Raw genomic sequence first — 21735 nt, 5'->3', positions numbered from 1 at the left:
TCAACAGGCCGCCAGGCCCTTGCCGGCCCGCTCCAGGTTGCGCCACAACCACACCGGCAACACCTCGGGGTCGAGGCTGTCGATCAGGTTCTTCAGGGTCAGGCCCAGCTCGGTGTCGCCCTCGATCACCAGGCGGCGGCGGAAGAACAGCGTGTCCGGGTCTTCCTGACGGCTGGCCAGCAAGAGGAACTCGCGCCAGTTGCCGCGAATGGTCACGTCGGCCTTGGCCCGCTCGGCGATCTGCAGGCCATCGCGGTTGCGGGTCAGGTACCAGGCCAGGTCCAGGTCGGGGATGCGCAGGCACAACCAGCGCCCACGCAGCAGGTCGAACTCGCCGTCGCGCAAAGGCTCGGCCAGGCAGCGGTTGAGCGCCTGCTGCAGGGCCACCCGCTGGATCACGAACGGCACCCGGCGGATCAGCGGCAGGACCCGGTCGGCACCTTTCAACAGCCATTGCGTGCGGTTCAGCACAGGCCCACCTCCTCGACCCGCAACATGCCCGCCTGGCCGTGCCAGTAGCCGTTGCAACCCTCGACAAACAACGGCGGCGCCTCGCCCTGGCGCACCCGGGCAAAAGCCTCAACCACCTCGACCATGCCCTGGGCCCGCGGGCTCAGGCGCAACAGGTCGGCGCCGCAGGCTTCAAGGCCCGGATAGTCGGCCAGCAGGTTGGTGACCTCGGCCGACATGGTCTGGATGCCGTTCAGGGTGAACAGCGCCTGGCCTTCCTGGCTGCTCAGGGCCAGGCCGTCGGGGTAATTGATGCAGCAGAACTGGCAATCGTCCTTGGGCCGGTTTTCTGCCCGCGCGGTAAAGCAGCGCGCCGAGTAAGCCAGCGGCAGATGCCCATAGGCAAAGACTTCCACCTGCGGCAGTTCACAGCCCAGCTCGGCGGCCTGGTCGAGCACCGCGCGGATCAGCGCCGCCGAACACTCCACCGGCGGCACCCAGCGGATCATCCCGCACTCGAGCAGCTTGGCCAGGGCGTGACCGTTGTACAGGTTGAGCGCCGGCCCGGCCACAAATGGCAGCTTGCGCTCGGCCAGGTACTGCACCGCGCCCATGTCGTTGGCTTCCACCAGCAGTTCGCCGTTGTCGCACAAACGGCGCAGGCTGGAGAGCTCGGACGCGGCCTCGATCAAGGTCAGGCCCGACAGCACGATCTGCGCCGGGCTACAGGCCTGCAGCTCGCGGCCCAGGCCAAGCCAGTGGTCGAGGTTCATCGCCCGGCGCTTCGAACACACGGTTTCACCCAGATAAATCACATCCAGGGGCAAGGCCGACATTTCGCTGTAGAAACGCCCCAATTGTTCCTTGTCCCAGTAATACAGGACGGGTCCCAGGCTGAGCTTCATGTCCAGTCCCTCATTGCCATGATCGATGGTAAGCACCCAGGGTGGTCTGGCTGCCTTCGGACAAACCGGCCAGCACCTGGCGCCACTGGTCCTTGACCGTGAAGCGTTGCGGCGCCAGGCGATGGGCGTCGAGCGCGGCGCGCCAGACCTGGGTGACCTGTTCGACATAGGCCGGGCTGCGCTGGCGGCCCTCGATCTTCACCGCCTCGACGCCCATGGCGGCGAGCTCCGGCAGCAGGTCGAGGGTGTCGAGGCTGGTGGGCTCTTCCAGGGCGTGGAAGCGCTTGCCATCGACCATAAAACGGCCCTTGCACAGGGTCGGGTAACCGGCGGGTTCATCTGGTTGATAGCGGTCGATCAGCACTTCGCTCAGGCGCGCACTCAAACCCTCGGCGTCTTCGCTCCAGCGCACGGCCTTGGCCGGCGAGCAGACGCCGCACAGGTTCGGCGACTCGCCGGTGATGTACGACGACAAATGGCAACGCCCTTCGGCCATGATGCACAGGCTGCCGAAGGCGAAGACCTCGATGGGCACCGTGCTGTTGGCCGCCACCTGGCGCACCTGGGCCAGCGACAGCACCCGCGGCAACACGGCGCGGCGGATGTTGTAGTGCTGGACGTAGAACGCCAGGGCGCTGGCATTGGTGGCCGAGCCTTGCACCGAGAGGTGCAGGCTCAACTGCGGGTGGCGCTGGGCCGCGTAGCCAAGCACGCCGGGGTCAGCGGCGATCAACGCGTCGACGCCATGGTCGGCGGCGCGGTCCACCGCCCGCTGCCAACGCTCCCAGCCCTGGGGTTGCGGATAGGTATTGACCGCGACATAGAGCTTGCGTTGGTGTTGGCGGATATGGGCAACAGCCGCGTCGAACTGCTTGTCGTCCATGTTCAGGCCGGCGAAATGCCGGGCGTTGGTGTCATCGCGAAAGCCGACGTAGACCGCATCGGCGCCTTGGCGCACCGCGGCTTTGAGCGCAGGCAGGTTGCCTGCCGGGCAGACCAGTTGCATGGGTTTTCCTCATCAAAGAAACCTATCTCCACTGGCCTGCGCGGTAAACATTCGCGCAGGCCCGGAGCACTGGAAAAAGCGCTGCCAGTCTAGCCAGCGCACCCAGTAGAGCCTTGACGGCAATCAAGGTCGCTCACTGCATCAGCTCGGCAAATGACAGGAACTGCACGCTGTCGTGCTTGTGCAACTGTTGCTCGCACTCCACCACCGCCAGGCCATCGGCCCAGCAGGCGGCGCTGAGCATCGCCGAGCTTTGCTGCGGGTGCAGTTGCACGCTGGACTGGCCGTTGGCCTCGGGCAGCAAGCGTGCCCGCAGGTACTGGCGGCGCTTGTTGCGTTGCAGCCAGTCGAAGCCCGCCGGCAGCGCCACCGGCCGTGGCAGCACATCGCGCACGCCCTGGGCGCGCAGCAAGAATGGCCGTACCACCACCAGCGCAGTGATCAGTGCCGCTGCCGGGTTGCCCGGCATGCCGATCCACGGCCGGCCCGCCACCTCGCCAAAGGCCAGGGGCTTGCCCGGCTGGATCGCCAGGCGCCAGAAGTCGACACTGCCCAGGTCCTGGATGGCCTGCTTGAGGTGGTCTTCCTCACCCACCGAAACACCACCGGAGGTCAGCAGCAAGTCGCACTCGGCCGCAGCCAGGTTTAGCGCGTGCTTGCTGGCCGCCAGTTCGTCGGCCATCACCCCGTAGTCATGCACCTCCACGCCCCAGCCGTGCAACAAGGCCGTCAGGCAATAGCGGTTGCTGTTGTAGATCTGCCCCGGGGCCAGGGGTTGGCCGGGTTCGCGCAGCTCGTCGCCGCTGCTCAGCAGGCCGATGCGCAAGGGCCGATGAACCTCGACCCAGGCGACGCCCGAGGCCGCCAGCAGGCCCAGTTCCTGGGCGCGCAGGCGCTTGCCGGCTTGCAGCAACAGATGGCCCTCGCGCACCTCCTCGCCGGCCTTGCGCACGTGATCGCCAAGGCTCGCGGCCGGCAGCCAGACCTGCTCGCCTTCCACCCGGCACAGCTCCTGGGGGGCGACAGTGTCGGCGCCAGGCGGCAAGGGTGCACCGGTGAAGATCCGCACCGCCTGCCCCGCCTGCAACGCGGTGCTGGCCTGCTGGCCGGCGGCGATGCGCCCGGCCAGGTTCAGGCAGCCGCCAGCAGCTGGCAGGTCGGCCGCCCTGAAGGCAAAACCGTCCATGGCGCTGTTGTCCCAGCCCGGCAGGCTGCGCGGGGCATGGATATCAACCGCCAGCACCCGGCCCAGGGCTTTGTCCAGCAACACCATCTGTGCGGCGGGCGGCGGTGGCGCCTGTTCGAGCAAATGGCGGATGGCCTGGTCGACCGGGATCAGCTTGCCGCTGTCGCATACCCGGCCGCTCATGGCCGCGCTCCACAGGCCTCGATGACCTGCTCGGCCTGGGCCTTGAGGTGCGGGGCGAAATTGCACGGGCCGGTGCGGCTGTCGAGCTGGCTATGCAGGATCTGCGTCCAGGCGGTGCGGCAGGCGCCGGGCGACCCCGGCACGCAGCACACCAGCACGCCATTGCTCATGCCCGCCAACGCACGGGACTGCAGGCTGGACATGCCGATTTCGGCCAGCGAGACCTGGCGGAACAACTCGCCAAAGCCTTCGACGTGTTTGTCGAGCAATGGCAGTACCGCTTGCGGGGTGTTGTCGCGGGCGGTAAAGCCGGTGCCACCGGTGGTCAGCACCACCTGCACTTTAGGGTCGGCGATCCAGCGCGAAAGCGTGGCGCGGATCTGGTAGATATCGTCCTTGACCAGGTCGCGCTCGACCAGCACATGCCCAGCCGCCTGCAGCAGATCGATGAGGGTCTGCCCGGAGCTGTCGGTGTCGAAGGTGCGCGTGTCGCTGATGGTCAGCACGGCGATGTTCAGGGGTTCAAACGTGCGTTGCGCCAGATGGGCCATGGCCTGGGCTTCCCGTGAAATGTGGATGGGCCCAAGCCTGAACCTAAAGCCTGGGCGAACCTATTCCTCCTTGGAGGTATCTCTTCGGGTTCAGGGTGCCAGGCGCTGGCGCGCCCATTGCCCGCCCCGGCTGCGGTAGTCGAGACGGTCATGCAGGCGGTCGGCACGGCCCTGCCAGAACTCCATGCGTTCAGGCGTCAGGCAATAGCCGCCCCAGTGTTCGGGGCGCTGCAGCGGTTGCTCGACGAAGCGGCGGATGGTCTGCGCCAGCAAGGCCTGCAGTTCGCCGCGGTCGGCCAGCGGCTGGCTTTGCGGCGAAGCCCAGGCACCCAGGCGGCTGGCTTCGGGGCGCGAATCGAAGTAGGCATCGCTGAGCTGCGGATCTAGCCGCGTCACCGGCCCTTCAATGCGTACCTGGCGCTCCAGCCCTGGCCAGAAGAAGGTCATCGCCGCATAGGGGTTGGCTGCCAGCTCCTGGCCCTTGGCACTTTGGTAATTGCCAAAAAAGGTAAAGCCCCCCTCGTCAAAGCCTTTGAGCAACAGCACCCGACAGTGCGGCCGGCCCTCGCGGTCGACGGTGGCCAGGTGCATGCTGTTGGCCTCCACCGGCTCGCGCTCGGTTTCGCGCGCCTGCTGCAACCACTGCGCGAACAGGGCCAGCGGGTCGAGCGGCGCTTCAGCTTCCTGCAGGCCACCGAGGGTGTAGTTGCGACGCATCTGGGCAAGGGACAGCGGCATGGCGGTGATCTCCTGTGAAGTTGTGCGCAGTCTGTAAGCACCACCGTGCCCGCACCTTGATCACCATCAACGCTAACGGCGTTACTTGAGGCGCAAACGCCTGGCCAGTTTGTGCAGGTTGCTCGGGTCGACCGCCAGCAAGCGCGCGGCGCTGGCCCAGTTGTCGCCGCTCAGGCGCAGGGCCTGGACAATGGCCTGGCGCTGGCAGGCGTCGACGGCATCGTTCAGGGATGCAAACGGCAGACCGGGCTCTGCCTGTGGGTCCGGCTGCGGCGTCACTGTCGGCGCGCTGTCCAGGTCAAGCACCTGCGGTTCCAGGGTGATGATCAGGTTGCGGCTGCCCTCACGGCTCAGTTGCTTGAGCGCGGCGCGACTGATCACATGCTCGAGTTCGCGCACATTACCCGGCCAGTGGTAGGCCAGCAGCGCCCGCTCGGCCGCTGCCGACAGGCGTAAACCACGCAAGCCCAGGCGGGTACGGTTGAGCTCGAGAAACTGCCCGGCAATCATCAGCACATCGTTGCCACGCTCGCGCAGCGGCGGGATCGGCAACGGGTACACCGACAGGCGATGGTACAGGTCGGCACGAAACAGGCCGTCGCGAATGCTGTCCGGCAAGTGCCGGTTGGTGGCGGCGATGATGCGCACATCCACGTGCAGCGGCTTGTCGGCGCCCAGGCGCTGGATCTCGCCGTTCTGCAGGGTGCGCAACAGCTTGGCCTGAACGCTCAGCGGCAGCTCGCCGACTTCATCGAGAAACAGCGTGCCGCCATTGGCTGCATCGAAGCGCCCGGCGCGGTCGCTGCTGGCGCCGGAGAATGCGCCTTTGACATGGCCGAACAACTCGCTCTCGGCCAGGGACTCGGGCAAGGCCGCGCAGTTGACCTGGATCAGCGGCTTGTGGCTGCGCCGCGACAAGCGATGCAGACGACGGGCGAACAGCTCCTTGCCGACCCCGGTCTCGCCCAGCAGCAATACCGGCAACTCGGCGTCGGCCAGTACTTCAATCTCGCTGAGCAACTGCTGCAGCACGGCGCTGTGGCCTAGGATCTCACCCTCTTCAACGGGCCTGCGCAGGTCCTGGGGTTCGCTGCGCGACAGGCGCAGGCTGCGGTTTTCCTGCTCCAGACGCGTGACCCGCAGGGCGGCTTCGATCTGCAGGGTGCAGCGCTTGAGCTCATCGCGGGCATCGCTGTCGAAGGTTCCGGGCTGCAGCGCATCGAGGGTGATCGCGCCCCAGACCTGCCCCTCCACATAGAGGCTGACGCCCATGCAGTCGTGGACTGCCAGGGGTTCGTGCAGTGCCGTGTCGAGCAGGCCATCGTAGGGGTCCGGCAGGCGGCTGTCGGGCTCGAACCAGGTCGGCTCGCGCGAGGCCATGATGGCTGCCAGGCGCGGATGCTGGCCGATCACGAAGCGCCTGCCGAGGGCTTCGTGGACCAGGCCGACGCAGGCCTGCGGGCGCAGGCTGTCGCCCTCCAGACGCAACAGGCCGACGGCGCCGCAGTTGAAGTATTCGCGCAGCGTCTGTACCAGACGTTGCAAGCGCACAGCATTGGGCAGCTCGACGATCAGGTCGGCGGCCAGGCTTTCACGCAGCATGGTAGTCATCACCCTCTGTGGTTATCGCTACCCTGAGGTATTCGGGTACATTTCACCACAACCGCAGTAATGGCCCTTGATTTCGGGCAATTAAAGCTGGCATGGGCGATGCAATCACCCTGGGGATCCTTTGCAACCAGAGCAGGAACCCTGATGAACCCGACACTGTCCCCGAGCGAACTGATCGCCCACATCCTCTCGCGCTACCACGACCGCCACCGCCAGCAACTGCCGGAACTGATCCGCCTGGCCCGGCGTGTGGAGCAGGTCCACGGCGGCCACGACCAGTGCCCCAACGGCCTGGCCGACCACCTGCAGGACATGCAGCAGGAACTTGAAGGGCACATGCTCAAGGAAGAACAGGTGCTGTTCCCTTTACTGCAACGAGGCATGGGTCGCCAGGCTTCGGCGCCGATCCAGGTGATGCGCCTGGAGCATGACCAGCATGGCGAGGCGCTGGAGCGTTTGAGCTTGCTGACCGACGACATCAGCGCGCCGGAAGGTGCCTGCAATACATGGCGTACCCTGTACCGTGGGCTGGCGGAATTTCGCGAGGATTTGCTGCAGCATATTCATCTGGAGAACGATGTGCTGTTCGTCAGCGCACTGGCTTGATGGCTGGCCTTTGTGGGAGCTGGCCTTTAATCCAGACGCCACCTGATGTGCTGGCTGTACCGGCCTCATCGCGGGTCTAGCCCGCTCCTACAATGGATCTGTGTACGCCGGACTTGTGGGAGCTGGCCTTGCCAGCGATCGAGCGCGAAGCGGTCGTAATCCAGACGCCACCTGATGTACTGGCTGTACTGGCCTCATCGCCGGCAAGCCAGCTCCCACAGTGGATCTGTGTACGCCGGACTTGTGGGAGCTGGCCTTGCCAGCGATCGAGCGCGCAGCGGTCGTAATCCAGACAACACTTGATGTACTGGCTGTACTGGCCTCATCGCTGGCAAGCCAGCTCCCACAGTGGATCTGTGTACGCCGGACTTGTGGGAGCTGGTCTTGCCAGCGATCGAGCGCGCAGAGGTCGCAATCCAGACGACACCTGATGTACTGGCTGTACTGGCCTCATCGCGGGTCAAGCCCGCTCCTACAAGTAGGGCCCGCCTGAGTACGGCGCGGGCTAATGCCAATAGAACATCGCCTTGGCCAGTACCACGATCACCAACATATGGCCAAGAATGCTGCAGCGAATCCAACGCGCACGCCCCTCGCTCAAGCGTCCGCGCTTGAGCCAGAACGCCAGCAACAGGTAATGCCCAATGATGCTCAGGGCCAGGACGATCTTCAGGCTCAGCAGGCTGGCAAAGCTGCTGGCCAACGGCTGGCTCAAGGCCGCGCGGTGATGCCAGGCAAGGCCAACACCGGCGCCATACAGCAGCAACACCACGCCATGCAGCACCTTGCGCGAACGCACCGACAGCGCCTGGTCGACCCCGGCCTGCGCCGCAACCGGCACATGCCGGCGCGCCGCTTGCCAGATGAGCACTTCGAAAAACAACGTGCCGATAAAGGCGATGGCCGCCAGTAGATGAATCACCAACAAATACGGATACAACATCCTTCGCCTCCAGGCGCTTAACCAGGGTGCCCGTCAACCCGGGCGCGTAGCAGCATCGGTGCATAGCGCCAGGCATACAAGGCAAACGCCAGTACCCAGCACATACCCGCCAGCCACAAGCCGCCCAGTGGCGTCCACAGCACCAGCACCACCCGGCTGACAGCCGCCAGGTTGAGCAGAACGAACGCCAGGGTCATCCCCGTCGGCGGCAGCAACGCCCGCCCGGTATGGCCAAGGCTGACGCGGGCAATCATCGCCAGGATCAACCCGGCCATGGCGCCGATAGTCAGGCAATGCACCGCCAGGCTCGGGTTCAATGGCACGCCGAAATGCCACAGGGCCATGCCCAGGCAGGCCAGGGCCAACCAAGCGTAGGCCAGGTGCAACGACCACAGCAGCGGCACTTGCCAAATCCCGCGGTCATGCCAGCGCCACAGGCGCACTACATGCCCGAGCGCCAGGGCGGCAAACAACAGGCCAATCCCGGCATTCGCCGTCAAGGCAGGCCCCACCGCATACAACACCGCCACCATCGCCGACCCTGCCAGCAACAGCCAGTCGAGCCAGGGCCAGGGCACGACTGCCTCGGTCCGCCCCAACCCGCGCTGGGTGAAGAATGGAATCACCCGCCCGCCAATCAGGCCCATCATCGCCGCCACCAGCCAAATGCCGCCGAGCACGCCCTGGCGCTGCCAGCCATCGTGGCCTTGCACCAGGCCATACACCGCCAGGCCATCGACCGCCGTCAGCAGCAGCAAGACCATCACTATCGGGTAATTGCGCTTCTGCCGCACCCGCCACAGGGTGCGGCCCATCAATACGGCCACCAGCAACGGGAAACCCAGCTCCAGCAGCGCCAGCAACGGCCAGGGCACATTCGCCAGCCACGCCACTCGCCCCGCCAGCCACAACAACGCCAGGCCCGCCAGCGGCTTGCCGCTCAGGCCCGGCTGCCCGGTCCAGGTCTGCACCGCCGTGAGCAGAAAGCCGGCAATGATCGCCAGGCCAAAACCGAACACCAGTTCATGGCGGTGCCAGGCCAGCCAGCCGCCGGCCGGCTGCCAGTTGCCCAGGGCGCCATTCAGGGCCGCCAGCCACAGCGGTATCGCCAGCACTGCCAGCGCACAGCCCGCGAGGAACATCGGCCGGAACGCCAGGCGCAAGAGCGGCACGATGGCCAGCGCTTTACGGCGATCAAGTACTTGCATCAAGCCTCTCCTTACCTTGTTGCCGGGTGGTACTGAACCGGCGTCATCATCTGCCATCGGCAGGCTGCCGCCCTTGTCGCACGTCAAGGCGCGCGGCGTGTAACGGCGTAGGCTGCCAATCGCTGTTGAATACGCTAGTGCAAGGGTTGTGCCCTGACGTGATTGCAGGCTGAAGTCGATAGAACAAGGGTAGAAATGACCCTTGAATGGTCAATTCAACCCATTTGCCCAGGGTATTTTTCACCCACCAGCATCAGCGCGTCAGAAACCCCGGGGCTCGTCGCCTGGCCCGGCTCTTGCTCGATCAGAACCTCCTGGTCCGTGCCCCTTTCCCGCTTGAGGATGAATCGCCATGGTGCTTCACCGCGTCCACCACCAGATCCTGCGCAGCCACCACTTGTTCGAGCCGTTGAACGACGAGCAGCTCGACGAACTGATGGGCAACAGCCAGCTGCTCAGCGTCGACAAGGGCGAGCCGCTGTTCCGCCAGGGTGAGCCGGCCGAGGCGTTCTACTTCGTGATCGCCGGCGCGGTGAAAATCTACCGTTTGACCCCGGACGGCCAGGAGAAGGTCTTCGAAGTCATCGGCCCGCGGCAGACCTTTGCCGAAGCGATGATGCTGATGGACACCCCCAACTATGTGGCATCGGCCGAAGCGGTCGGGCAATCGCAATTGTATCGGCTGTCGACCAGCACCTACATGCGCCTGCTGCAGAGCAACAGCCGGCTGACCTTCGCCCTGCTCGGCAAGCTGTGCGTACGCCTGCACCAACGGGTCAATGAAATTGAAACGCTGTCGCTGAAGAATGCCACCCACCGGGTGGTGCGCTACCTGCTGACGCAACTGATGCACGCGCAGCCGGTGGAACGCCAGTTCGAACTGCCGATGGCCAAGCAGCTGATCGCCGGGCATTTGTCGATCCAGCCGGAAACCTTCTCAAGAATCATCCGCCGCCTGATCGATGAAAAGATCATCACCCAGGAGGGGCGGCGCATCGTCATTCTCGATCGGCCACGGCTGGAGCAATTCGAATGAACGCCCTGCCCGTATGCCTGTATTGCGAACACACCAACCCGGCCCGGGCCAGCACTTGCGAGCACTGCGGCATGCCGCTGCCGGCCACCGCGGCGTTGGCCGGGGCACGCCAGCAACTGCGCTTTCTGTGGTTTTGCATCGGCCTGACGCTGTTCTGCGTGGCGATGGTGTTCTGGTTACCGCGCTAAGGCTGGGTCAACTGCCGATACAGCTGCGGCAAACGCAGCGGCAGTTGCTCAGGCTGGCGAATCAGCGCGTAGCCGTTGCTGCCGAACATGTACGGCAAATAAGCACCGGCTTGGCGGTCGATGGTGATGCAAAAGGGCGTCAAGCCCATGCGCCGGGCTTCGTGCACGGCTTCGCGGGTGTCTTCAACGCCATAACGCCCTTCATAGAGGTCCAGGTCATTGGGCTTGCCATCGGTGAGCAGCAGCAACAGCTTGCGCCGCCGTTTGCAGCCGCCGAGCAACTGGCTGGCCTGGCGAATCGCCGCGCCCATGCGGGTGTAGTAACCGGGTTTGAGGCCCTGAATCTTGCCGCGCGTGACATCGTTGTAGCGTTGCTCGAAGGCTTTCAGTTGCTGCAGGCGCACCTGTTGGCGACGCAGCGACGAGAAGCCGTACAAGGCAAAGTCATCCCCCACTGCTGACAAGGTTTCGCCGAACAGCAGCAAGCTGTCGCGGATCACTTCGATCACCCGCTGTTCATCGTTCAGGTGCGCATCGGTGGACATCGACACATCCGCCAGCAGCAGGCAGGCGAGGTCCCGGCGCGTGTGGCGCTGTTCCATGAACAAGCCGCGCTCGGCACACTGGCCATGCACGCGCTCGACATGAAAATCCAGCCAGGCCTGCAAATCCAGCTCGCTGCCCTGAGGCTGCTGGCGCAACCATTGGCGATCGGTGCGCAGTTGCTCGAACTGCCGGCGCAAGCGCCGTGCCGAGGTTTGCAGCCGTGCTGGCAGTGGCTGGGGCTCGCAGTCGCGGGGTTCAAGCAGCTGCAGGTTGACGAAGTTGGCCTGCAAGCGCCCCTGGCGATAGTCCCACTCCGGCAGCTTGATGCCGTCGCCCAGGGGAATGTCGTCGACCTGGGCCGGCGGCAGGTCCAGGTGCAGTTTCAGGCCGCCGCCCTTGCGGATACGGGTGCGCGACAAGGTCAGCTGATTGAGGTCCTCGGCCACCCGGGCGGCATCCGGGTCCTGGCTGTCATCTGCCCAGCGGTCGAGGTCGACGTGTTCGGTCCAGCTGAACAGGTTCTCCAGGCGCACGATCAACAGGCCGCCCTTGGCCGGGCGCTCCTCGATGCGGGTGGCGCGCTTGCGTCCGCCCTGCTGCTCGCCGGGGGTATTGGGCAGCTCGTTTTGGGCGTCTTCAAGGTCGCCAGCCTGGGCGCTGGCAAGCTGCAGGGGTGGATACAGCCAAAGCGGCAGTGGCCAGGCCGCCCGTTCGCTGCGCGGAAAATCCTCGACGCTGCCCGGCTCGCGCAGGGCCTGGCGCAAGGCGCGCTCAAGCCGCGCTTCATCGGCGCTCAGCGCGGCCGGATCCGGGCGCAGTTGCAGGTGGGCATCGACCAGCCGTTGGTAACGGCCCACCAACCCCGGAAAGCGTTGCAGCAGCTCGCGCGTCCAGCGCTGATTGTCCCGCCCCCAATGACGCATCGGCCCCGATTGCGCCGCGAGCATGGCCAGCCAGCGGTACAGCTCCTGGTTCAAGGCAGCATCCGCGAACACCGCAAGCTGCGCCGGCAAGCGCAGATTATGCCCGTCACACCAGGCCAGCGGCGCCTGCTTGCAGGTGCCGGCGATCTGCTGCAACAGGCTGCGGCGCAGCAGCAGGTCACGCTCGCTGGCCGCCTCCACCCCCATGCCGCCCGCCCCGCCCATGGCCCTGAACAACAGGGCCAGGGCCCGTTGTCGCGGCGCCAGCGCTACTTGCGCCGCGGGGAAATCGGCACTCGCCCGGCGGGTGATGAAACGATGCCAGACACTGCCAACCCACTCTTCCATTTCAACCGTGAAGGCCATGTTGCCTCCTTTGCACAAAGCAGAAAGCGGCCCGCTGGATCAGCCGGGCCGCACATGATCAAGCAACCGCCGGGGTCATGACGGCACTACCCTGGCTGGCGCGCGCAGCGCTGCACGCCCGCGCTGACGAAAGCTCAGCAGGTAGCACAACAAGCCCGCGAGAAAGCCCACGCCGCTGACCAGCCGCGCCCAGAACAGCCCGCGCAACTGATCGGTGGTGGACATGAACGGCAAGGCCGTGCCGTCTTCGGCCCAGCGCTGCAACAGCACCTGGACCACGCCGGCGGCGGTGAGCAGCAAGGTGATCATCACCATCGACAGGGTCATCAGCCAGAAGCCCCACACTTCAAGGGTCTGCGAACGCTCATCGGCGGCCTCGCCGAGCCCGCGCAGGCGCGGCATGGCGTAGCTGATCAGGGTCATGACGATCATCGCGTAGGCACCGTAGAAGGCCAGGTGGCCGTGGGCGGCGGTCAGTTGCGTGCCATGGGTGTAAAAGTTGACCGGTGCCAGGGTGTGCAGGAAACCCCAGACCCCGGCACCGAAGAACGCGGTCACCGTGGTGCCTTTGGCCCACAATGTGGCGGCGCGGTTGGGGTGCTGGCGGCGGCGGTTTTTCACCATGCTGAAGGCGAACATGACCATGGCCAGGAACGGCAGCGGCTCCAGCGCCGAGAAGATCGAACCGACCCACAGCCACACCTCGGGCGCACCGATCCAGAAGAAGTGGTGGCCGGTACCGATGATGCCGGTAATCAGCGCCATGGCGATGATCACATACAGCCATTTTTCCACCACTTCGCGGTCGACCCCGGTGATCTTGATCAGCACGAAGGCCAGCATCGAGCCCATGATCAGTTCCCATACGCCCTCGACCCAAAGATGCACCACCCACCACCAGTAGAACTTGTCGCGGGCAAGGTTCCCCGGGTTGTAGAAGGAGAACAGGAAGAACACCGCCAGACCAATCAGGCCGGTCATCATCACCATGCTCACGGTGGTCTTGCGGCCCTTGAGCAGGGTCATGCCGATGTTGTAGAGAAAGCCCAGGCAGACCACGACGATACCCAGTTTGGTGATGGTCGGCTGCTCGAGGAACTCGCGCCCCATGGTCGGCAGCAGCTCGTTGTGAGTCAGCCGCGCAAGGCCGGCATAGGGCACCAGCAGGTAGCCGAGGATAGTCAGCACCCCGGCGGCGGCGAACACCCAGAACAGCAAAATCGCCAGCTTCGGGCTGTGCAGCTCGCGGTCGGCCTCCTCCGGCACCAGGTAGTAGGCGGCGCCCATGAAGCCGAACAGCAGCCAGACGATCAGCAGGTTGGTGTGCACCATGCGCGCCACGTTGAACGGAATGGCCGGGAACAGGAAGTCCCCGATCACGTATTGCAGGCCCATGATCAAACCGAACAGCACCTGGCCGAGGAACAGGATCAGGGCGAACACGAAGTAGGGTTTGGCAACGGCCTGGGAGGCAAATTTAAGATGCGGATTGGCAACGTTCATCACTCAGCCCTCCTGGTTTGGCGGCCAGCCATTGGTATTGATGTTCGAGCTCCATTTGAGGAATTCGGCGATGTCGTCGACTTCCTGTTCGCTCAGGTTGAACTGCGGCATGGCCCGGCGGCCGGGCACGCCCAGCGGCTGCATTTTCATCCAGGCATGCATGAACGGCTTGAAGCCCTCCTCGCCGCCGCGGCGCTTGAACACGTTGCCCAGCTCCGGCGCAAAGTACGCGCCCTCGCCCAACAGGGTGTGGCAGCCGACGCAGTTGTTCTGCTCCCAGACCGTCTTGCCGCGCACCACCGCGTCGGTCAATTGCGCGGCGTTGCTGCGTTCGGGAAAGGTCTGTTCGGTGTGGTAGGTCAAAGCCAGGAATATCAGGAAGAAGAACACGCTTCCCCCGAAATAGATGTTCCTGGCCATGCCCTTGGTGAAGGTCTCTGACATGGTCGCTTCCTCATTGCTTGGCCTGGCCATGATAGAAAGCGCGGGGCAAAAACCTGCTTGATGGCGATCAAGAAACGCCGATGGTTTTACTCAGGTATTAGCCGCGCAGGTGCAGGCCAAGGCCCACCAGCGCCGCCAGCACCAGGGCCCAGCTCAGCAACAGCCAGCGCCAACGCTGCGGGCCGTGGCGCAGTTCCATGAAGCCGTCGGTGATCAGCCAGGCCTTGGCCGCCGCCAGTAGCAGGATGACCGTGCCCTGGCCGAGCATCACCGTGCCCAGGCTCAGGCACGCCAGGGCAAGCCAGCACAGCAAAAGAACTATCGATGTGGGCATGCGCCCTCCTCAACCCAGCAGGTAAACCAGCGGGAACAGCAGCACCCAGACCAGATCGACCATGTGCCAGTACAGCACCCCGGATTCGAAGCCGCTGCACTGGCCAGGGCCATAGCCGCGACGCCAGGCCGTCAGCGCCAGCCAGGCCAGGATCAGCATGCCGAGCAGCACATGGAGAAAATGAAAACCCGTGAGAATCCAGTACAAGGTGAAGAAGGTGTTGCGCTCGATGCCCAGCCCAGCGCCGAGCAGGTGGCGGTATTCGCCGAGCTTGAGCCACACGTAGACGCAGGCGACCAATAAGGCGGCGAGCAGCAACAATGCCGCCCGCCTCGGCTGCCCCTGGCGCACCTGCACCTGGGCGAGCGCCGCCAGCGCCCCGGCACTGAGCAGGCTCAGGGTCATGGCCAGGCCCGTGGAGGCGTCGAGCAAGGCGCGGCTGGCGGCAAACAGCTGCGGCTTGAGGTGATGGGTCACGGCAAAGGCCAGGATCAGGATGGCGAACACCGACAGCTCGGCGAGGATGAACAGCCACATCGCCAGGTCGCCCGGCAACTGCCGGGGCAGTTGCTCAGCCGAAGTGGACATCGACCACGTCCATCAACGCCGCCACCGTCACCGGGTCATCGCTGAGCGGCTCGGCCAGGCAAGCCAGGCAGGCCTGCCTCGGGTTCATGCCGGCGCCGATCATCCGTGCGGTGAAAATCAGCAGGCGGGTCGAGGCCACCTCTTCCAGGTCATGCTGGTCCAGGCGCCGCAAGGCCTGGCCGAGCTTGACGATCTGATTGGCCAGGGCGCCATCGACCCCGGCCTCGCGGCGCACGATGCGCGCTTCTTCGGCGGCGGGCGGATAGTCGAACCGCAGGGCCACGAAACGCTGGCGGGTGCTGGGCTTCATGCCCTTGAGCAGGTTCTGGTAACCGGGGTTATAGGACACCACCAGCATGAACGACGGCGGCGCCTGCAGCACTTCGCCGGTGCGTTCGAGAAACAGCTCGCGGCGGCCATCGGCCAGCGGGTGCAGCACCACCACGGTGTCCTGGCGTGCTTCGACCACTTCGTCGAGGTAGCAGATGCCGCCCTCGCGCACTGCCCGGGTCAATGGCCCGTCCTGCCACCAGGTGCCCTGGGCGCCGATCAGGTGGCGGCCGATCAGGTCGGCAGCGCTGAGGTCGTCGTGGCAGGCCACGGTGTGCAGGGGCAGTTTCAGGCGATGGGCCATGTGCTGGACAAAGCGGGTCTTGCCACAGCCGGTGGGGCCTTTGATCAGCACCGGCATACCGTGGCGCCAGGCCTGTTCGAACAGCGTCAGTTCGTTGCCTTGCGCTTGGTAGAAGGGTTCGCAGCGGGGTTCTGTGAGGTCCATGGCTTACCTGGATAGACAGCGGGTTCGACGACCACGCTAAGAGCCCCTGCGACAACCTGGCAAGCGCCATGGCCGGCAAACTTGATCGCCGTCAAGCGGTCCGCGGCCTGCTCCGGCATAGCCTTTCCAGGCACCAAGAACCTGCGCTCTGTCCTGGCATTCCAGCACATCGCAAAGGTCTAGCCTGAGGAGAGAAGGAATGCTGATCAGTAACCGAAAAACCTTTGCCCTGAGCCTCGCCAGCCTCTGTTCGGCGCTGGCGCTGGCGTTGCCCACCAGCGTCGGCGCCGAGCAGAAAAGCGCTGCCGCGCAACCGGCCATGGTCACCACGGCCGGCGCGCCGGACATGACCCAGGCCGATTTCGATGCCGCCAAGGAAATCTACTTCCAGCGCTGCGCCGGTTGCCACGGCGTGCTGCGCAAGGGCGCCACCGGCAAGCCGCTGACCCCGGACATCACCCAGGCCCGTGGCCAGGCCTACCTGGAAGCGCTGATCAGCTACGGCTCGCCGGCCGGCATGCCGAACTGGGGCACCTCCAATGCGCTGACCAAGGCGCAGATCACCAGCATGGCCCACTTCATCCAGCACACCCCGCCCACCCCGCCGGAATGGGGCATGGCCGAAACCCGCAACACCTGGAAGCTGCTGGTCAAACCCGAAGACCGCCCCACTCACCAGTTGAACAAGCTCAACCTGCAGAACCTGTTCTCGGTGACCCTGCGCGACGACGGCAAGATCGCCCTGATCGACGGCGACAGCAAGCAGATCGTCAAGCTCATCGAGACCGGCTACGCCGTGCACATCTCGCGGATCTCGGCGTCCGGCCGCTATCTGCTGGTGATCGGCCGCGATGCGCGCATCGACATGATCGACCTGTGGCCCAAAGAGCCGACCAAGGTGGCCGAAATCAAGGTCGGCATCGAGGCGCGCTCGGTGGAAACCTCCAAGTTCAAGGGCTTCGAAGACAAGTACACCATCGCCGGCTCCTACTGGCCGCCGCAGTTCACCATCATGGACGGCGAGACCCTGGAGCCCAAGCAGATCGTCTCGACCCGCGGCATGACCGTCGACAAGCAGGAGTACCACCCCGAGCCACGGGTGGCGGCGATCATCGCCTCCCACGAATGGCCGGAGTTCATCGTCAACGTCAAGGAAACCGGCAAGGTCATGCTGGTCAACTACGAAGACATCAAGAACCTCACCATCACCAGCATCGACGCCGCGCCGTTCCTGCATGACGGTGGCTGGGACAGCAGCCATCGCTACTTCATGACCGCGGCCAACAACGCCAACAAGGTGGCGGTGATCGACTCCAAAGAGCGCCGCCTGACCGCCCTGGTCGACGTCGGCAAGACCCCGCACCCCGGCCGTGGCGCCAACTTCGTGCACCCGCAGTTCGGCCCGGTGTGGGCCACCAGCCACCTGGGCGATGCCGGCATCTCGATGATCGGTACCGACCCACTGAAGTACCCGCAGTACGCCTGGAAACAGGTCGGCTCGCTCAAGGGCCAGGGCGGCGGCTCGCTGTTCATCAAGACCCACCCCGACTCGCGCCACCTGTACGTCGACACCACCCTGAACCCGGACACCAAGCTCAGCCAGTCGGTGGCGGTGTTCGACATCGACAAGCTCGATGCCGGCTACAAGGTGCTGCCGATTGCCGAGTATTCGGGGATCAAGCAAGGCGCCCTGCGCGTGGTCCAGCCCGAGTACAACAAGGCCGGTGACGAGGTGTGGTTCTCGGTGTGGAACGGCCAGACCGAGGAGTCGGCACTGGTGGTGATCGACGACAAGACCCTGGCGCTCAAGCAGGTGATCAAGGACAAGCGGCTGATCACCCCGACCGGCAAGTTCAATGTCTACAACACCCAACACGACATTTATTGAGCTTCATCAACGCAAGGAGTCGTCATGAAAAATACCCTGCTTTCACTCTGCACCCTGGCCACTGCGTTGAGCCTGCAACCGGCCCTGGCCGATGACGCACTGGCGTTGTTCCAGAGCAAGTCCTGTGTGGCCTGCCATGCCGTCGACGCCAAGCTGGTAGGCCCGGCGCTCAAGGAAGTGGCAGCAAAGAATGCCGGCATCAGTGGCGCCGCCGAGACGCTGGCCAGCCATATCAAGAACGGTACCCAAGGCAACTGGGGGCCGATCCCGATGCCGGCCAATGCGGTCAGTGATGAAGAAGCAAAACAGTTGGCCAACTGGGTCTTGAGCCTCAAGTAACCCACCCACGGAGGGCGTCATGAATACTTACCGCTGTGTTGTGAGCCTGGCGTCCCTCCTGCTTGTTCCCCCTGCTTTCGCCGCACCTGACGCCCAGCGCCAGGCGCAGCTCGAACACCTGCTGGCCCAGGACTGCGGCGCCTGCCATGGCCTGCACCTGACCGGCGGCCTGGGCCCGGAACTGACGCCGGCGGCCCTTGCCGGCAAACCCCGCGATGGTCTGCTCGCCACCGTGCGCCTGGGCCGCCCCGGCACCGCGATGCCCGCCTGGGAGGCGCTGCTGAGCGCCGACGACATCGGCTGGCTGGTCGATCATCTTTTGCAAGGAGCATCTGCCCCATGATCCGACACGTACTGTTACCCGCCACCTGCGCGCTGCTGTTGTCCGCCTGTACCCAGGCTCCGCTGCGCGGCACTGGCGATCTGGGCCTGGTGGTGGAACGCGCCAGCGCCAGCGTGCAGATCATCGACAGCAGCGCCGGCAAAGCCCTGGCGCGCATCGACGGGCTGGGCGATTTGTCCCATGCCTCGGCGGTGTTTTCCCGCGACCAGCGCTACGCCTATGTGTTCGGCCGTGACGGCGGCCTGACCAAGGTCGATCTGCTCCAGCAGCGCATCGACAAACGCCTGATCCAGGGCGGCAACAGCATCGGTGGTGCCATCAGCCAGGACGGCAAGCTGATCGCGGTGTCCAACTACGTGCCTGGCGGGGTCAAGGTCTTCGATGCGCACAGCCTTGAGCTGGTCGCCGACATCCCCGCCACCCTGCTCGCCGACGGCACCAAGCGCTCGCGGGTGGTCGGCCTGGTTGACGCGCCCGGCCAGCGCTTCGTGTTCAGCCTGTTCGACAGCGGCGAGATCTGGAGCGCCGACTTCAGCCACGGCAATACGCCGCAGATCACCCGGTTTACAGGTATCGGCCAGCAACCCTACGACGCGTTGATCACCGCCGATGGTCGCTATTACATGGCCGGGCTGTTCGGCGAAGACGGCATGGCCCAGCTCGACCTCTGGCACCCGGAGCACGGGGTCAAGCGCGTGCTCGGCGACTACGGTCGCGGCCAGGCCAAGTTGCCGGTGTACAAGATGCCGCACCTGGAAGGCTGGGCGGTGGCCGATAACCAGGCTTTCGTGCCGGCGGTCGGGCGCCATCAGGTACTGGTGATGGATGCGCGCACCTGGCAGCAGACCGACGCCATCGCCGTCGCCGGGCAACCGGTGTTCGTCAGCGCCCGTCCGGACGGGCGCCAGCTGTGGGTCAACTTCGCCTACCCGGACAATGACCGGGTGCAGGTCATCGATACCGAAACCCACAACGTCATTGCCGACCTCAAGCCAGGCCCCGCCGTGCTGCACATGGAGTTCACCGCCCGTGGCGACCAGCTGTGGCTGTCGGTGCGTGACGCCAACCAGGTGCAGGTCTGGGACCCGTACAGCCTCAAGCGGCTCGCCACCCTGCCGGCCACCGCCCCCAGCGGCATCTTCTTCAGCAGCCGCGCCCAGCAGATGGGGTACTGAGATGCCGCTAGACACTCTCGAACGGCGCCTCATCCAACACTACCAGCATGGCATGCCGATCTGCGCCGAACCCTACCTGGAGATGGCCCAGGCGCTCGGCTGCAGCGAGGATCAGGTCATCGCCTGCCTGCAGCGGATGGCCGGGCATGGCCGCCTGTCGCGCATCGGCCCGGTGTTCGAACACCGCCGCGCCGGCGCCAGCACCCTCGCCGCCCTGGCCGTGCCCGCCGAGCGCCTGCAACAGGTGGCCGAGCGCATCAGCCAGTACCCCGAGGTCAACCACAACTATGCCCGCGAGCACCACTACAACCTCTGGTTCGTACTGACCGGGCCCGACCGCCCGCACCTGCAGCGCATCCTCGACGAACTGCAAGCCGATACCGGCCTGACCCCGCTCGACCTGCCGATGCTCACCGCCTACCGCATCGACCTCGGCTTTGCCCTGGGAGACGCGCCATGAGCTGTATTCTCGATCCCGCGCAAAGCCTGGCCCTGCGGCGCTTGCTTGAAAGCGGCCTGCCCCTGCTTGCGCGCCCCTACCAGCACCTCGCCCGGCAGATCGGCGCCGAAGAACAGCAGGTGCTGGCACAGATCAACCAATGGCAGCAGCAAGGCCTGTTCCGCCGCCTGGGCCTGGTGCTCAACCACCGCGCCCTGGGCTTTACTGCCAACGCCATGCTGGTGCTGGACATCCCCGACGCCCTGATCGACGAAGTCGGCCAGCGCCTGGGCCGCGAGCCGCTGGTCAGCCTCTGCTACCAGCGGCCACGGCGCTTGCCGCAATGGCGCTACAACCTGTTCTGCATGGTCCATGGCCGCCAGCGCGAGCGGGTCGAGGCGCATATCGCGGCGTTGCTCGAGCAGCACCTGCTCAGCGACCTGCCCTACCAGGTCTTGTTCAGCACCCAGGCTTTCAAACAGTGCGGTGGCCGCTTCGCCCCCGCCAGCAGCGGAGCAAGCGCCCATGGATGAACTCGACCGCCGCCTGATCAACCGCCTGCAATTGGGCCTGCCGCTGGTGCCCCAGCCCTGGCAGGTGCTGGCCGAGGAATTGGGCAGCAGCAGCCAGCAACTGCGTGAACGCCTGCAACGCCTGCTCGACGACGGCACCCTGACCCGCTTCGGGCCAATGTTCGACATCGAACGGCTGGGCGGCGCCTTTACCCTGGCGGCGCTGACGGTGCCTGAAGCACGCTTCGAGGCCGTTGCCGCCGAGCTTGCGGCGATGCCCGAAGTCGCTCACAACTACCGCCGCGAACACCCCTTCAACATGTGGTTCGTCCTCGGCTGCGCCAGCCTCGAGCACCTGGACCAGACCCTGCAGCGCATCCAGCAGCGCACCGGCCTGACCCCGCTCAACCTGCCCAAGGAGGAGACCTACCATGTCGGTTTGTACTTCCCGGTCTGAACAGGCCCTGGCCCTGCGCCTGGTACAACTGACCCAGGCCGGCCTGCCGCTGGTGGACGATCCCTGGGGCTGGCTGGCCGGGCAGCTGCACCTGAGCGTCGAGGCAACCCTGGCCCTGCTCAAGCGCCTGCAGGCTGACGGCGCCATTCGCCGCATCGCTGCCGTGCCCAACCATTACCGCCTGGGCTATCGCTTCAACGGCATGACCGTCTGGGATGTCGACGACGCGCAGATGCCCCGCCTGGGCCGGCTTATCGGCGCTCAGCCCTTCGTCAGCCACTGCTACCGGCGCCCGCGCAACGGCAGCTGGCGCTACAACCTGTTCGCCATGGTCCATGGCCGCAGCGCCACCGAAATCGACAGCTACCGCGAACACCTGCGCTACCTGCTGGGTGATGCCTGCCGGGCCGACGACATGCTGGTCAGCAGCCGCATCCTGAAGAAAACCGGTTTACGCCTGCCCACCAGCCACTGAGCAAGGAGCGTCGC

The 21735-nt window shown here is 65.4% G+C and carries 25 protein-coding genes and 1 pseudogene; 11 read left to right on the top strand and 15 right to left on the bottom strand.

What is annotated here, in order from left to right:
• From ubiT to norR, 7 genes are all read right to left on the bottom strand, one after another.
• The gene (gene ubiT, locus LOY45_RS11755) at positions 1–471 is read right to left on the bottom strand and encodes a ubiquinone anaerobic biosynthesis accessory factor UbiT (protein WP_115086372.1); all 471 of its coding nucleotides are present in this window, start codon (positions 469–471) and stop codon (positions 1–3) included.
• Positions 465–1355: a U32 family peptidase gene (locus tag LOY45_RS11750; protein ID WP_115086371.1), complete on the bottom strand. Its 891-nt coding sequence runs from the start codon at positions 1353–1355 to the stop codon at positions 465–467. The genes ubiT and LOY45_RS11750 overlap by 7 nt, the downstream gene beginning before the upstream one ends.
• 10 nt (positions 1356–1365) lie before the next feature.
• Positions 1366–2361: a ubiquinone anaerobic biosynthesis protein UbiU gene (gene ubiU / locus LOY45_RS11745; protein ID WP_258579171.1), complete on the bottom strand. Its 996-nt coding sequence runs from the start codon at positions 2359–2361 to the stop codon at positions 1366–1368.
• 133 nt (positions 2362–2494) lie between these two features.
• The gene (locus tag LOY45_RS11740; RefSeq protein WP_134062370.1) at positions 2495–3730 is read right to left on the bottom strand and encodes a molybdopterin molybdotransferase MoeA; all 1236 of its coding nucleotides are present in this window, start codon (positions 3728–3730) and stop codon (positions 2495–2497) included.
• Positions 3727–4281 carry a molybdenum cofactor biosynthesis protein B gene (gene moaB / locus LOY45_RS11735; protein ID WP_115086368.1) on the bottom strand — a complete coding sequence of 185 codons (555 nt, stop codon included), beginning with the start codon at positions 4279–4281 and terminating at the stop codon, positions 3727–3729. Before moaB ends, LOY45_RS11740 begins: the two co-directional genes overlap by 4 nt.
• A 90-nt stretch (positions 4282–4371) precedes the next feature.
• On the bottom strand, positions 4372–5019 hold the full coding sequence (gene pdxH / locus LOY45_RS11730) for a pyridoxamine 5'-phosphate oxidase (protein WP_258579170.1): 648 nt from the start codon (positions 5017–5019) through the stop codon (positions 4372–4374).
• Between the two features lie 81 nt (positions 5020–5100).
• A complete protein-coding gene (norR, locus tag LOY45_RS11725) occupies positions 5101–6621 on the bottom strand; it encodes a nitric oxide reductase transcriptional regulator NorR (protein WP_258579303.1) in 1521 nt (506 codons plus the stop codon).
• Positions 6622–6801: 180 nt separating this feature from the next.
• Here norR and LOY45_RS11720 point away from each other — a divergent pair.
• Positions 6802–7236, top strand: a pseudogene (locus tag LOY45_RS11720) (hemerythrin domain-containing protein); the annotation flags it as partial.
• A 505-nt stretch (positions 7237–7741) separates the two neighbouring features.
• Here the strand turns inward: LOY45_RS11720 and LOY45_RS11715 are convergent.
• Both LOY45_RS11715 and LOY45_RS11710 read right to left on the bottom strand, forming a co-directional pair.
• Positions 7742–8179, bottom strand: coding sequence for a CopD family copper resistance protein (locus LOY45_RS11715; protein ID WP_258579169.1), 438 nt, complete (start codon positions 8177–8179; stop codon positions 7742–7744).
• Between the two features lie 17 nt (positions 8180–8196).
• A complete protein-coding gene (locus LOY45_RS11710) occupies positions 8197–9387 on the bottom strand; it encodes an NnrS family protein (RefSeq protein ID WP_258579168.1) in 1191 nt (396 codons plus the stop codon).
• A 352-nt stretch (positions 9388–9739) separates the two neighbouring features.
• Between LOY45_RS11710 and LOY45_RS11705 the strand changes: the two genes are divergently transcribed.
• Together LOY45_RS11705 and LOY45_RS11700 are read left to right on the top strand one after the other, a co-directional pair.
• Positions 9740–10423, top strand: a complete 684-nt coding sequence (locus LOY45_RS11705; protein WP_134062366.1) for a Crp/Fnr family transcriptional regulator — start codon at positions 9740–9742, stop codon at positions 10421–10423.
• Positions 10420–10611, top strand: coding sequence for a protein DnrP (locus LOY45_RS11700; protein WP_134062364.1), 192 nt, complete (start codon positions 10420–10422; stop codon positions 10609–10611). Before LOY45_RS11705 ends, LOY45_RS11700 begins: the two co-directional genes overlap by 4 nt.
• On the opposite strand, the gene LOY45_RS11695 is transcribed toward LOY45_RS11700, so the two are convergent.
• The 6 genes from LOY45_RS11695 to LOY45_RS11670 all read right to left on the bottom strand — a co-directional run bounded on the left by LOY45_RS11695 (position 10608) and on the right by LOY45_RS11670 (position 16093).
• The gene (locus tag LOY45_RS11695) at positions 10608–12446 is read right to left on the bottom strand and encodes a nitric oxide reductase activation protein NorD (protein ID WP_258579167.1); all 1839 of its coding nucleotides are present in this window, start codon (positions 12444–12446) and stop codon (positions 10608–10610) included. The genes LOY45_RS11700 and LOY45_RS11695 overlap by 4 nt on opposite strands.
• Before the next feature lie 75 nt (positions 12447–12521).
• Positions 12522–13949, bottom strand: a complete 1428-nt coding sequence (locus LOY45_RS11690; RefSeq protein WP_115087142.1) for a cbb3-type cytochrome c oxidase subunit I — start codon at positions 13947–13949, stop codon at positions 12522–12524.
• Positions 13950–13952: 3 nt separating this feature from the next.
• Positions 13953–14393, bottom strand: a complete 441-nt coding sequence (locus LOY45_RS11685) for a c-type cytochrome (protein ID WP_010221921.1) — start codon at positions 14391–14393, stop codon at positions 13953–13955.
• A 97-nt stretch (positions 14394–14490) separates the two neighbouring features.
• Complete coding sequence (locus LOY45_RS11680; RefSeq protein ID WP_115087144.1) at positions 14491–14727, bottom strand: cytochrome C oxidase subunit IV family protein; 237 nt, start codon at positions 14725–14727, stop codon at positions 14491–14493.
• 9 nt (positions 14728–14736) lie between these two features.
• Positions 14737–15315, bottom strand: a complete 579-nt coding sequence (locus tag LOY45_RS11675; RefSeq protein ID WP_233673492.1) for a cytochrome c oxidase subunit 3 — start codon at positions 15313–15315, stop codon at positions 14737–14739.
• A complete protein-coding gene (locus LOY45_RS11670; RefSeq protein ID WP_233673493.1) occupies positions 15299–16093 on the bottom strand; it encodes a CbbQ/NirQ/NorQ/GpvN family protein in 795 nt (264 codons plus the stop codon). The genes LOY45_RS11675 and LOY45_RS11670 overlap by 17 nt, the downstream gene beginning before the upstream one ends.
• Positions 16094–16292: 199 nt before the next feature.
• On the opposite strand from LOY45_RS11670, the gene LOY45_RS11665 reads away from it, so the two are divergent.
• Genes LOY45_RS11665 through ahbB (LOY45_RS11630) form a run of 8 tightly spaced genes read left to right on the top strand, consistent with a single transcriptional unit; the run spans position 16293 to position 21721 of the window.
• The gene (locus LOY45_RS11665) at positions 16293–17981 is read left to right on the top strand and encodes a nitrite reductase (RefSeq protein WP_115087147.1); all 1689 of its coding nucleotides are present in this window, start codon (positions 16293–16295) and stop codon (positions 17979–17981) included.
• Positions 17982–18005: 24 nt separating this feature from the next.
• Entirely contained in the window at positions 18006–18320 is a 315-nt protein-coding gene (locus tag LOY45_RS11660) for a c-type cytochrome (RefSeq protein WP_233673494.1), read from the top strand.
• A 19-nt stretch (positions 18321–18339) separates the two neighbouring features.
• The gene (locus tag LOY45_RS11655) at positions 18340–18663 is read left to right on the top strand and encodes a c-type cytochrome (protein WP_115087149.1); all 324 of its coding nucleotides are present in this window, start codon (positions 18340–18342) and stop codon (positions 18661–18663) included.
• Positions 18660–19838, top strand: coding sequence for a cytochrome D1 domain-containing protein (locus tag LOY45_RS11650; protein WP_134062358.1), 1179 nt, complete (start codon positions 18660–18662; stop codon positions 19836–19838). The genes LOY45_RS11655 and LOY45_RS11650 overlap by 4 nt, the downstream gene beginning before the upstream one ends.
• Position 19839: 1 nt before the next feature.
• Positions 19840–20298 carry an Lrp/AsnC family transcriptional regulator gene (locus LOY45_RS11645; protein WP_115087151.1) on the top strand — a complete coding sequence of 153 codons (459 nt, stop codon included), beginning with the start codon at positions 19840–19842 and terminating at the stop codon, positions 20296–20298.
• Positions 20295–20810, top strand: a complete 516-nt coding sequence (ahbB, locus tag LOY45_RS11640) for a siroheme decarboxylase subunit beta (RefSeq protein WP_258579166.1) — start codon at positions 20295–20297, stop codon at positions 20808–20810. Before LOY45_RS11645 ends, ahbB (LOY45_RS11640) begins: the two co-directional genes overlap by 4 nt.
• A complete protein-coding gene (locus LOY45_RS11635; RefSeq protein ID WP_115087153.1) occupies positions 20803–21246 on the top strand; it encodes an Lrp/AsnC family transcriptional regulator in 444 nt (147 codons plus the stop codon). The genes ahbB (LOY45_RS11640) and LOY45_RS11635 overlap by 8 nt, the downstream gene beginning before the upstream one ends.
• Complete coding sequence (ahbB, locus tag LOY45_RS11630; protein ID WP_115087154.1) at positions 21221–21721, top strand: siroheme decarboxylase subunit beta; 501 nt, start codon at positions 21221–21223, stop codon at positions 21719–21721. The genes LOY45_RS11635 and ahbB (LOY45_RS11630) overlap by 26 nt, the downstream gene beginning before the upstream one ends.
• The last annotated feature ends 14 nt before the right edge of the window (positions 21722–21735 follow it).

Source organism: Pseudomonas wadenswilerensis (assembly GCF_024749185.1).
Lineage (GTDB): Bacteria > Pseudomonadota > Gammaproteobacteria > Pseudomonadales > Pseudomonadaceae > Aquipseudomonas > Aquipseudomonas wadenswilerensis.
This window is presented reverse-complemented; position numbering and strand designations above follow the sequence as displayed.